Here is a 12,113-nt window from a genome sequence, read left to right as displayed (position 1 = left end):
GGGTCAATCGCCCGCCCCTGTACGGATCATCCTGACCCGACACTCGCCCACCGCCGGACAGCAACCATCGCCATCCGGGACACTCTGCGCATTCTGTGACGGCCCGGGGAAAGGACGCGACGCCATGTCGGAGGCTGCATCCGCCCGGAGCCGCCAGGGAAGCCTGGCCGGAGTACCGCTCGGACCGCTGGAGCCCATGCTGCGAGCCTGGCTGCCGAGACAGCGCTGGTTCGCCGGCAAGGGGCGCCCCATCACCCGGCTCCGGTTGGTCTCTGCCGTCGAACTGCTGCCACCCGGCGCCTCGCCCGGGTTGCTCCACCTGCTCGTCGGGGTGGACGCCGAAGGCAGCTCGGACTGCTACCAACTGCTGCTGGGGGTACGCCCCAACCTGCCCCCGGCACTCGCGCCCGCGCTCATCGGGTACGCCGAGCAAGGCCCGTACGCCGGCCACGCCGTGTACGAGGGACTCGGCGATCCGCGGCTCGCGGCGCTGTTGCTGGAACGATTGCGCTCCCCGGGCGCGCTTGGCCCACTGCGCTTCGAGCGGGACCCCCACGCGATGATCCCGCCGGCCCCCGCGCCCCGGCCGCTGTCCGGCGAACAGACCAACTCCTCGCTGGTCTACGGGGATTCGCACATCCTCAAGGTGTTCCGCCGGGTCGGCCCCGGGGTCAACCCGGATCTGGAACTGCCCCGGGCGCTGGCCGCAGTCGGCTGTGTGCGGGTGCCCGCGCCCGTCGCCTGGTACGAGGCCGAACTGCCCGGGTCGGAACCGCTGACCCTGGGCGTGCTCCAGCCCTACCTGCGCGGCTCCGTCGACGGGTGGCAGCTCGCGCTGCGCCGGCTCGCCGCCGGGGCCGACTTCACCTCCGAGGCGCACGCGCTCGGCCGCGCCACCGCCGAGGTGCACAGCGCGCTCGCCGACGCCCTGCCCACCCTGGCGCTCGATCCGGAGCAGACCGCCCGGCTCGCCGCCGGGATGACGGCCCGGCTGGCCGCCACCGCCCGGGAGGTACCCGCGCTGCTGCCCTACGAGGCGGGGCTGCGCGGGGCGTTCGACGCGCTGGCCGCCTCCCGGGGCACCGGGGTGGCCGCCCAGCGCATCCACGGGGACCTGCACCTGGGCCAGACCCTGCGGGCGTCCGACGGGAGCTGGGCCCTGATCGACTTCGAGGGCGAACCGGCCCGGCCGCTGGCCGACCGCCGCCGCCCCGAACCGGCGGTGCGCGACATCGCCGGGATACTGCGCTCCTTCGACTACGCCGCCCGCTCGCACCGGCCGTTCGCCCCCGCGTGGGCCGACGACTGCCGGGCCGCGTTCTGCGAGGGGTACGCCCGCACCACCGGGCGCGACCCGCGCGAGGACCCCGTCCTGCTGCGCGCGTACGAGACCGACAAGGCGGTGTACGAGGCCCGCTACGAGTCCCGGCACCGACCCGACTGGCTGCACGTCCCGATGGCGGCGATCCGGCGGCTCTCGGAGCCGCAGCGGCCGGCCCACCGGCTGCCGCCCGTCCCGGGCGGCGCCGCCCACCCCCAACCCCGTCCGAAGCCCCCGAGGAGGCCGCTCGCGTGAGCGCCGCACGACAGCCGTCACCGACCGTCCGCGACAAAGCGGCCACCGCGGCCGAGCCGACGCCGAAGGCCCGTACGCCACGGGCCCGGAAACCCGCCGCGCCCCAGGGCCTCGCCCCGGCGCCGGCCCTCGACGCCGGGGAGCGGGCCCGGCTGCTGGAGGGCCGTCACCACGACCCGCACGCCGTGCTGGGTGCCAGACCGGAGCTCGGCGGGGTGTCCTTCCGCGCCCTGCGCCCCTACGCGAAGTCCGTCACCGTGATCGCCGACGGCCTGCGGGCCGAGCTCCACGACGACGGCGACGGGCTGTTCTCCGGGGTGCTGCCGCTGCCGGAGGTGCCCGAGTACCGCCTGCTGGTCGGGTACGACGGCGACGAGATCGAGGTCCACGACCCCTACCGGTTCCTGCCGGCGCTGGGCGAGCTGGACCTGCACCTCATCGGCGAGGGCCGGCACGAGGAACTGTGGACGGCCCTGGGCTCCCGGGTCATGGAGCACCAGGGCGTGACCGGCACCCGCTTCACGGTGTGGGCCCCCAACGCCCAAGGCGTACGGGTGACGGGCGACTTCTCGTACTGGGACGCGGGCGCGTACCCGATGCGCTCGCTCGGCTCGACGGGCGTGTGGGAGCTCTTCCTGCCGGGCATCGGCGAGGGCACCCTTTACAAGTACGACATCACCCGCCCCGACGGCGGCCACACGGTGCGGGCCGACCCCATGGCGCGACGTGCCGAGGTCCCGCCGGCGACCGCCTCGATCGTCACCGACTCCCACCACACGTGGCAGGACGCCGAGTGGATGGCCGCGCGCGGCGCGCGTCCGGCCCACCTGGCACCGATGTCGATCTACGAGGTGCACCTGGCGTCCTGGCGGCCGGGGCTCTCCTACCGCGAGCTCGCCGAGCAGTTGCCCGCCTACGTGCGGGAACTCGGTTTCACGCACGTGGAGTTGATGCCCGTCGCCGAGCATCCCTTCGGCGGCTCCTGGGGCTACCAGGTCACCGGTTACTACGCGCCCACCTCGCGGATGGGCACCCCGGACGACTTCCGGTTCCTCGTGGACGCGCTGCACCGGGCCGGGATCGGTGTGATCGTCGACTGGGTCCCCGCGCACTTCCCGCGCGACGAGTGGGCGCTGGCCGAGTTCGACGGCCGGCCGCTGTACGAGCACCACGACCCGCGGCGGGCCGCCCACCCGGACTGGGGCACGCTGGAGTTCGACTACGGCCGCAAGGAGGTGCGCAACTTCCTCGTCGCCAACGCCGTGTACTGGTGCGAGGAGTTCCACATCGACGGGCTGCGGGTGGACGCGGTGGCCTCCATGCTCTACCTCGACTACTCGCGCGACGAGGGCCAGTGGGTGCCGAACGAGCACGGCGGCCGGGAGAACTGGGACGCGGTGGCGCTGCTCCAGGAGATGAACGCGACCGTGTACCGGCGCTGCCCGGGGGTGGTGACGATCGCCGAGGAGTCCACGGCCTGGGAGGGGGTGACCCGGCCCACCGACGCGGGCGGCCTGGGGTTCGGTCTCAAGTGGAACATGGGCTGGATGCACGACACCCTGCGCTACATGGCGAAGGAGCCGGTGCACCGCAAGTACCACCACCACGACATGACCTTCGGGATGATCTACGCGTACAGCGAGAACTACGTGTTGCCGATCTCGCACGACGAGGTGGTGCACGGCAAGCGCGCGCTGGTGTCGAAGATGCCCGGCGACTGGTGGCAGCAGCGGGCCTCGCACCGCGCGTACCTGGGCTTCATGTGGGCCCACCCGGGCAAGCAACTGCTCTTCATGGGGCAGGAGTTCGCCCAGGGAGCGGAGTGGTCGGAGGAGCGCGGGCCGGATTGGTGGCTGGTGGACCCCGGGTACTCGGCGGCCGGTGACCACCGGGGGGTGCGCGACCTGGTGCGCGACCTGAACCACACGTACACGGCGACGCCCGCGCTGTGGGAGCGGGACACCGTGCCGGAGGGCTTCGCCTGGGTGGAGGCGGACGCCACGGACGACAACGTCTTCGCGTTCCTGCGGTACGCGCAGGACGGCTCACCCCTGCTGGCGGTGTCGAACTTCTGCCCGGTGGTGCGGCACGGCTACCGGATCGGGGTGCCGGAGCAGGTGGCGCAGTGGCACGAGGTGCTCAACACGGACTCCGAGGCCTACGGCGGCAGCGGGGTGCGCCACCTCCAGCCGATGCGCCCCGAGCCGGTACCGGCCCAGGGGCGCCCGGTGAGCCTGCGCCTCACGCTGCCGCCGATGGCGACGATCTGGCTCAGGCCGTAAGCAGCTGGGGTTCCAGCTCCTGGAGGAGCTTGCGCTTCGCGCGGGCGCCGACCAGTTGCAGGACGGGCTCGCCGTCACGGAAGACGAGCATGGTCGGCATGGACAGCACCCCGTACCGGATGACGGTGGCGGGGTTGCTGTCCGCGTCGATCTGCACGACCTTGAGCCGGTCCGCCTCCTCGGCGGCGACGGCGGAGAGGACGGGGGCGAGCTGGCGGCACGGGCCGCACCAGTCGGCGGTGAACTCGACGAGCACGGGCCGGCCCTGCTCGCCGAGCACCTCGGCGTCGAAGTCCAGGTCGGTCACTTCGGCGACGCCCTTGGCGTGGATCATCTCTGTTTCTCCCTTGAGCGCGGAACGGGCTTACGGGTTCATCTCGCATGCGGGCCGGCCGGCTTCCCCGGCGGCGGCCTCGGCTTCGGTCAACTGCCGCGCGACCTGCTCGCGCACGTCGGCGAGCCGGCCGATCAGGTCGTCCAGCTCGGCGAGCTTGCGTCGGTAGACGGCGAGGGAAGCGGGACAGGAGTCGCCCGCCGGGTGACCGGCGCGCAGGCAGTCGACGAAGGGCCGGGTCTCCTCCAGCTCGAAGCCGAAGTCCTGGAGCACCCGGATCTGGCGCAACAGACGCAGGTCGTCCTCGTCGTAGGTGCGGTAGCCGTTGTCACCGCGCCGCGCCGGGAGCAGGCCGCGGGACTCGTAGTAGCGCAGGGTCCGCGTGCTCGTCCCGGCGCGCTCCGCCAGTTCGCCGATTCGCATGCCGAGACCGTAAGCCTTGACGCCGACGTCAAGGCAAAGGGGATTTCGGGGCTTGCGTCGAGGGGGAGTCCCCGGGGCCCTCGCCACCCCCGTGGGCGAGGGCCCCTGAATGGATCACGTAAGGGGCCGCCGGTCGGTTCACGACCTGTGACGGGGATCACTCGGCGGATGCTCCGATACCCCTGAAATGGAGTGGCCTGATCCGTACGCTGTGATTGGATCTTCCCTCACTCCGATTACCGGACAGTCGCCGGGAAACCCGCCCAAAGCGCCGAACTCCATAGGACATTCCTACGAGTTATGGGCTTGTTTGAATGGTCTGTAGTCGCCACCCCTTGGTGACTCCTACCGTGTGCCCTGTGCATTCCAGCCCCCCTTTCAATGCCCCCGCCGCGCGTCGTCTCCGCGCGGCCCTGGGCATGGCTCCCGGTCACGTCGCCTACGGCCTGCGTGCCCAGTACGGCCTGACGGTCGCGCCCGAGACCGTGATGGCCTGGGAGCGCGGCGAGATCTCGCCGACGTCCGCCGAACTCACGGCGCTCGCCGGCGTGCTGTGGTGCGCCCCCGGTGAACTGCTCGCCGAGCCCGTGACCCTGAGGGAGCACCGGATCGCCCGTGGCCTGGCCCCCGACGACCTGGCCCGGCGCATCGGGTTGGAGACGAACTCGTACCAGAAGATGGAGGACTCGGGCCGCTGGAAGGGCAACGAGCGCCAGTCGGCCGCCCTGGCCTCGACCCTGGGGCTGACCCTGGCCCAGTTCGTGACGGCGACCGGCAAGCAGCAGGAGCTGGCCGAGGTGCTGCGCAACGCGGTGACCACGCGCTGGCAGGCGTACGGGAAGCCGCTCGCGAAGTTGCTGCCCGTGCCCCGGGCGAACCTGGACCGGGTGCTGGAGAAGATGCACGGCGAGTACCAGTCGCTGATGGTGGCCACCTTGAGCTGGGGCGGCGGCGGGGGTGCCGGGGCGACGGGCGACGCCGGCCGGGAGTACCTCGCGGAGATCGTGGACCGCTTCTGGGCGGTGGCCGGCGGCGCGGGGTAGGACGGCGGCCCCGCACCCCGCGCCCGTGCTCCCCCGCGGCGCGCGCCGGCGCCGGTCAGAAGACCGACTCGGCCTCGTACATCCGGTGGTCCGGGACCCTCTTGAGCTCGGTGACGGCCGATGCCAAGGGGGCCATGACGATGTCCGTGCCGCGCAGGGCGGTCATGTTGCCGAAGTCGCCTCGGTGCACCGCCTCGACGGCGTGCCAGCCGAAGCGGGTCGCGAGGACGCGGTCGTACGCGGTGGGCGTGCCACCGCGCTGGACGTGTCCGAGGATGACCGGGCGGGCCTCCTTGCCCAGGCGGTGTTCCAGCTCGACGGCCAGGCGGTTGCCGATGCCGGCGAAGCGCTCGTGCCCGTAGGCGTCGATCGCGCCCTTCTCGTACGGCATGGAGCCCTCGGCCGGGTGCGCGCCCTCCGCCACGCAGACGACCGCGAACTTCTTGCCTCGGGAGAAGCGTTCCTCCACCATCTTCACCAGGGCGTCCACCTCGAACGGGCGCTCCGGCAGGCAGATCCCGTGGGCTCCGCCGGCCATGCCGGACTCCAGGGCGATCCAGCCCGCGTGCCGGCCCATGACCTCGACCACCATGACCCGCTGGTGGGATTCGGCGGTGGTCTTGAGGCGGTCGATGGCCTCGGTGGCGACCATCACCGCGGTGTCGAAACCGAAGGTGCGGTCGGTGGAGGAGATGTCGTTGTCGATGGTCTTCGGCACCCCGACGACCGGCATCCCGGCGTCCGCCAGCATCCGGGCGGCGGTCAGCGTGCCCTCGCCGCCGATCGGGATCAGCGCGTCGAGGCCGTACCGGGTGGACAATTCCTGTGCGTGTTCGGCGGCTTCGTGCAGCCGGGCGCGCTCCATGCGGGCGGAGCCGAGGATGGTGCCGCCGCGGGCCAGGATGCCGCTGACCGCGTTGATGTCCAGGGGGCGGTAGTGACCGTCGAGCAGGCCCTTGAAACCGTCCTCGAAGCCGATGACTTCGTCCCCGTGTCCGACCAGCGCGCGGTGTACGACCGAACGGATGACGGCGTTCAGCCCCGGGCAGTCGCCGCCTGCGGTGAGAACTCCGATACGCATCGTGCTGTGTCTCCTGCTCCTGGTCGTACCGGTCCGTACGCGTGCGGGCGGACGGCCGTACATGTGAAGGGCGTATTACTGGGGCCGTGTCCGATTCTTCCACGGGGCCGGGGGGAGGCGCTCATCGCGCTCCCGGCCGCCAGGGCCTTTCGGTCCTCCCCGCCGGACTTTTCCCGGCGGGCGCCTTAGCTACACACAGAGGTATTGTCAAGAGGTCAAGCCCACACTAATTGGGACAACCGACTCGGAGATCCACGGGTGGCCCCTGAGCCGCTCCGTGGGCGAAACATGGACGGAGAGCACGCGTGACGCGCAGCGTGTATGTGACCGGTATCGAGCGGGGGGACGGCCGGCAGGTCGTCGAGCTGGGGATCATGGAGCTGCTGGCCCGACAGACGGGCCGGGTGGGCGTGTACCGTCCGCTGCTGCACGACAGCCCCGACCGGCTCTTCGACCTCCTGAAGGCCCGCTACCGGATCGACCAGGACGCGGCGTCCGCGTACGGCATGGAGTACCACGAGGCATCCGCGGTCCTCGCCGAGAAGGGCACCGACGAACTGGTCTCGCGGCTCGTCGACCGCTACCACCGGGTGGCCCGGGACTACGAGGTCATGCTGGTGCTCGGCACCGACTACGCCGACACGAACCTGCCGGACGAGCTCGCGCTGAACGCCCGCCTGGCCAATGAGCTGGGGGCCGTGGTCGTGCCCGTCGTCGGCGGTACCAGGCACTCCGCCGAAGCCGTCCGCGCGGAGGCCCGCAACGCCTATCGGGCGTACGAGGGCCTGGGCTGCCACGTGGTGGCCATGGCGGTGAACCGGGTGGCCGCGGAGGACCGGGACGTCATAGCCGAGTGGCTGGCGGCCCGTCTTCCCGTGCCCTGCTACGTCCTGCCGGACGACAAGTCCCTCTCCGCCCCGACCGTCGCCGAGATCACCCGGGCGCTCGGCGGCGAGGTGCTGCTGGGGGACGACGCGGGGCTGGCGCGCGACGCCCTCGACTTCGTGTTCGGCGGGGCGATGCTGCCGAACTTCCTGGGCGCGCTGACCCCCGGCTGCCTGGTCGTCACCCCCGGGGACCGCTCCGACCTGGTGATCGGCGCGCTGGCCGCGCACACCTCCGGCACTCCGCCGATCGCCGGGGTGCTGCTCACGCTGAACGAGCGCCCGGGCCGCCACATCCTGACGCTGGCCTCGAAGCTGGCACCCGGTACGCCGGTGGTGTCGGTGGCCGGGAACAGCTTCCCCACCGCCGCGGAACTCTTCTCCCTCCAGAGCCGGTTGAACTCCGCGACCCCGCGCAAGCTGGAGACCGCGCTCGGCCTGTTCGAGCGGCACGTGGACACCACCGAGCTGCGCGACCTGCTGTCGGTGGCCCGCTCCGAGCGCGTCACGCCGATGATGTTCGAGAACGAGCTGCTGGAGCGCGCCCGCTCCGAGCGCCGCCGGGTCGTACTGCCCGAGGGCACCGAGGAGCGGGTGCTGCGCGCCGCGGACGTGCTGCTGCGGCGCGGGGTCTGCGACCTGACCCTGCTGGGCGAGGAGCCGGCGATCCTCAAGAAGGCCGCCGACCTGGGCGTCGACATCTCCGGCGCCCAGCTGATCGACCCGGCGACCTCTCCCCTACGGGAACGTTTCGCCGACTACTACGCACGGGCCCGGGCCCACAAGGGCATGACCGTCGAGCTGGCCAACGACGTGGTCACCGACGTCAACTACTTCGGCACCCTCATGGTCCAGGAAGGGCTGGCCGACGGCATGGTCTCCGGCGCCGTGCACTCCACCGCCGCGACCATCCGCCCCGCCTTCGAGATCATCAAGACCAAGCCGGAGGCGTCGATCGTCTCCTCGGTCTTCTTCATGTGCCTGGCCGACCAGGTCCTGGTCTACGGCGACTGCGCGGTCAACCCGGACCCCGGCGCCGAGCAGCTCGCCGACATCGCCGTGCAGTCCGCGGCCACCGCCGCCGCCTTCGGCGTCGATCCGCGCATCGCGATGCTCTCGTACTCGACCGGCACGTCCGGGACCGGCGCGGACGTGGAGAAGGTCCGCAAAGCCACTGAGATCGTCCGCGATCGCCGGCCCGATCTGCCGATCGAGGGTCCGATCCAGTACGACGCGGCGGTCGAGCCCTCCGTCGCCGCGACGAAACTGCCCGGGTCGGAGGTGGCCGGGCGGGCGAGCGTGCTGATCTTCCCCGACCTCAACACGGGCAACAACACGTACAAGGCCGTACAGCGCTCGGCGGGCGCCGTGGCGGTCGGCCCGGTGCTCCAGGGGTTGCGCAAGCCGGTCAACGACCTGTCGCGCGGCGCCCTGGTCCAGGACATCGTCACCACGGTGGCGATCACCGCGATCCAGGCCCAATCGTCCTCGCCAGCGCCCTCCCGGCCGTAGCCGCGAGCACCGGCTCCGGCCGATCCGTTCGCCCCGTCCCCGTTCACCCGCCCCAGCAGAGAAGGCATCCGCACCTGTGACCGCATCACGCATCCTCGTCCTCAACTCCGGCTCGTCCTCGCTCAAGTACCAGCTGCTCGACATGGCCGACTCCTCCCGCCTCGCCGTCGGCCTGGTCGAGCGCATCGGTGAGCGGACGTCCCGGCTCGTGCACGAGCCGCTGACCGGGCCCGGCGCCGAGGGCGGGAAGCGGGAACGCACCGGCGCGATAGCCGACCACCAGGCCGCGCTGAAGCTGGTCGCGGCGGAGCTGGCCGCCGACGGGACGGGGCTGGACTCCCCCGAACTGGCGGCCGTGGGACACCGGGTGGTGCACGGCGGGACCCGGTTCACCCGGCCGACGCTGATCGACGACGAGGTACTGGCGGAGATCCGCAGCCTGATCCCGCTCGCCCCGCTGCACAACCCGGCGAACGTCAGCGGCATCGAGGTGGCCCGCTCGCTGCGCGCCGACCTCCCGCAGGTCGCCGTCTTCGACACGGCCTTCCACTCGACGATGCCGGAGTACGCGGCCCGGTACGCGATCGACGCCGAGACGGCGCGGAAGTACGCCGTCCGGCGGTACGGGTTCCACGGCACCTCCCACGCCTACGTGTCGCGGGCCACGGCCGCCCTGCTGGGCAGGCCGGTGGAGGACGTCAACGTGATCGTGCTGCACCTGGGCAACGGCGCCTCGGCCTCGGCCGTCCGGGGCGGCGTCTGTGTGGAGACCTCCATGGGCATGACGCCGCTGGAGGGACTGGTCATGGGAACCCGGTCCGGTGACCTCGATCCGGCCGTGATCTTCCACCTCGCGCGGGTAGGCGGTCTCTCGGTGGATGAGATCGATTCGCTCCTGAACAAGAAGAGCGGTCTGCTGGGCATGTGCGGCGACAACGACATGCGCGAGGTGCTCCGGCGCGCGGGCGAGGGGGACGAGGCGGCGTCGATGGCGTTCGCCACGTACGTCCACAGGCTGAAGAAGTACATCGGCGCCTACTCGGCGGTGCTCGGGCGGGTGGACGCGGTGACGTTCACGGCCGGCGTCGGCGAGAACGCCCACCAGGTCCGCGAGGCTGCGGTGGACGGGCTTGCCGAACTGGGCCTGGTGCTCGACCCGGAGGCCAACGCGGTGCGCTCGGCGCGACCTCGGCTGGTATCGGCGGAGGGCTCCCGGGTCGCCGTGGCCGTGGTACCGACGGATGAGGAACTGGAGATCGCCGCTCAGGCCTACGCGCTGGTTACCCGGTAGTCACTTGGACTTTCCACCAGACGGAATATTCCGCTACGAAACAAACCGATAGGATCCGCTCCATGCGCCGTTCCAAAATCGTCTGCACGCTGGGCCCCGCCGTCGACTCGTATGAGCAGCTGAAAGCACTCATCGAGGCAGGCATGAACGTGGCCCGATTCAACTTCAGCCACGGGTCCCAGGCAGAACACCAGGAGCGGTACGACCGCGTCCGGAAGGTCTCCGAGGACACCGGGCGCGCGGTCGGCGTCCTCGCCGACCTCCAGGGACCGAAGATCCGCCTGGAGACCTTCGCCGAGGGTCCCGTCGAGCTGGTGCGCGGTGACGAGTTCACCATCACCGTCGAGGACGTCCCCGGTGACAAGTCCATCTGCGGCACGACCTACAAGGGGCTGCCGGGCGACGTCGCCAAGGGCGACCCGATCCTGATCAACGACGGCAACGTCGAGCTCCGGGTGACCGAGGTCGACGCCGTCCGCGTCAAGACCATCGTCATCGAGGGCGGTGTCATCTCGGACCACAAGGGCATCAACCTGCCCGGCGCGGCCGTGAACGTGCCGGCCCTGTCGGAGAAGGACATCGACGACCTGCGCTTCGCGCTGCGGATGGGCTGCGACATGGTCGCCCTGTCCTTCGTGCGCGACGCCAACGACGTCAAGGACGTCCACAAGGTGATGGACGAGGTCGGCCGTCGGGTCCCCGTCATCGCCAAGGTGGAGAAGCCGCAGGCCGTCGAGAACATGGCCGCCGTGGTGGACGCCTTTGACGCGGTCATGGTGGCCCGTGGCGACCTGGCCGTCGAGTACCCGCTCGAAAAGGTCCCGATGGTGCAGAAGCGCCTCATCGAGATGTGCCGCCGCAACGCCAAGCCGGTGATCGTCGCGACCCAGATGATGGAGTCGATGATCACGAACTCCCGCCCGACCCGCGCGGAGGCGTCCGACGTCGCCAACGCGATCCTGGACGGCGCGGACGCGGTCATGCTGTCGGCGGAGTCCTCGGTGGGCGCCTACCCGATCGAGACCGTCAAGACGATGTCGAAGATCGTCACGGCGGCCGAGGAGGAGCTGCTCTCCAAGGGCCTCCAGCCGCTGGTCCCGGGCAAGAAGCCCCGTACTCAGGGTGGCTCCGTCGCCCGCGCGGCCTGCGAGATCGCCGACTTCCTCGGCGGCAAGGCGCTCATCGCCTTCACGCAGTCCGGCGACACCGCCCGGCGGCTCTCGCGCTACCGCGTGCAGCAGCCGATCCTGGCCTTCACCACGGACCAGAACACCCGCAATCAGCTCACGCTGAGCTGGGGCGTCGACTCGTACATCGTCCCGCACGTGGACACCACGGACGCGATGGTGGACCTGGTGGACGGCGAGCTGCTCAAGCTCGGCCGCTACAACTCCGGCGACACCATGGTGATCACGGCCGGCTCTCCCCCCGGCGTCCCGGGCACGACCAACATGGTCCGCGTCCACCACCTCGGCGGTACCGCCCCCACCGCCTGACCCACCCCGCTCCGCCTCTGCCGCACAGAGACCGAGGGCGGTACCCCACCCCCACCGGGGGTGGGGTACCGCCCTCGGTGCGTTCGCCCCGGCCCGCGGGCCGGGGCACGACCGCGGCCCGCACCCCGGGGAAGGGGTGCGGGCCGCGGTCGTGCAGGCGGGGCGGGGCGGTCTACCGCTCCGGGGGACCC

General features: G+C 71.5%; 9 protein-coding genes. 6 read left to right on the top strand and 3 right to left on the bottom strand.

Features of this window, described 5'->3' with window-relative positions:
* The first annotated feature begins 124 nt into the window (after window positions 1–124).
* A complete protein-coding gene (locus tag E6R62_RS18030; RefSeq protein ID WP_136214483.1) occupies window positions 125–1,576 on the top strand; it encodes a phosphotransferase in 1,452 nt (483 codons plus the stop codon).
* Window positions 1,573–3,858, top strand: coding sequence for a 1,4-alpha-glucan branching enzyme (gene glgB, locus E6R62_RS18025; protein WP_136214482.1), 2,286 nt, complete (start codon window positions 1,573–1,575; stop codon window positions 3,856–3,858). The genes E6R62_RS18030 and glgB overlap by 4 nt, the downstream gene beginning before the upstream one ends.
* On the opposite strand, the gene E6R62_RS18020 is transcribed toward glgB, so the two are convergent.
* A complete protein-coding gene (locus E6R62_RS18020; protein WP_136214481.1) occupies window positions 3,848–4,192 on the bottom strand; it encodes a co-chaperone YbbN in 345 nt (114 codons plus the stop codon). The two genes, glgB and E6R62_RS18020, sit on opposite strands and share 11 nt — an antisense overlap.
* Before the next feature lie 30 nt (window positions 4,193–4,222).
* On the bottom strand, window positions 4,223–4,615 hold the full coding sequence (locus E6R62_RS18015) for a MerR family transcriptional regulator (protein WP_136214480.1): 393 nt from the start codon (window positions 4,613–4,615) through the stop codon (window positions 4,223–4,225).
* Between the two features lie 314 nt (window positions 4,616–4,929).
* Here E6R62_RS18015 and E6R62_RS18010 point away from each other — a divergent pair, with 314 nt between their 5' ends.
* Window positions 4,930–5,658 carry an XRE family transcriptional regulator gene (locus E6R62_RS18010; RefSeq protein ID WP_136214479.1) on the top strand — a complete coding sequence of 243 codons (729 nt, stop codon included), beginning with the start codon at window positions 4,930–4,932 and terminating at the stop codon, window positions 5,656–5,658.
* Between the two features lie 55 nt (window positions 5,659–5,713).
* Here the strand turns inward: E6R62_RS18010 and E6R62_RS18005 are convergent, their stop codons facing one another.
* Window positions 5,714–6,739 carry an ATP-dependent 6-phosphofructokinase gene (locus E6R62_RS18005; protein ID WP_136214478.1) on the bottom strand — a complete coding sequence of 342 codons (1,026 nt, stop codon included), beginning with the start codon at window positions 6,737–6,739 and terminating at the stop codon, window positions 5,714–5,716.
* A gap of 305 nt (window positions 6,740–7,044) precedes the next feature.
* Here E6R62_RS18005 and pta point away from each other — a divergent pair, with 305 nt between their 5' ends.
* The 3 genes from pta to pyk all read left to right on the top strand — a co-directional run bounded on the left by pta (window position 7,045) and on the right by pyk (window position 11,922).
* Window positions 7,045–9,135, top strand: a complete 2,091-nt coding sequence (gene pta, locus E6R62_RS18000; RefSeq protein WP_136214477.1) for a phosphate acetyltransferase — start codon at window positions 7,045–7,047, stop codon at window positions 9,133–9,135.
* A gap of 76 nt (window positions 9,136–9,211) precedes the next feature.
* Window positions 9,212–10,426, top strand: coding sequence for an acetate kinase (locus E6R62_RS17995; protein ID WP_136214476.1), 1,215 nt, complete (start codon window positions 9,212–9,214; stop codon window positions 10,424–10,426).
* Between the two features lie 62 nt (window positions 10,427–10,488).
* Complete coding sequence (gene pyk / locus E6R62_RS17990; protein ID WP_136214475.1) at window positions 10,489–11,922, top strand: pyruvate kinase; 1,434 nt, start codon at window positions 10,489–10,491, stop codon at window positions 11,920–11,922.
* The last annotated feature ends 191 nt before the right edge of the window (window positions 11,923–12,113 follow it).

The organism is Streptomyces sp. A1136, assembly GCF_004795055.1.
Lineage (GTDB): Bacteria > Actinomycetota > Actinomycetes > Streptomycetales > Streptomycetaceae > Streptomyces.
The sequence above is the reverse complement of the archived record's forward strand: the minus strand, read 5'-3'. Positions and strand labels throughout refer to the sequence as shown.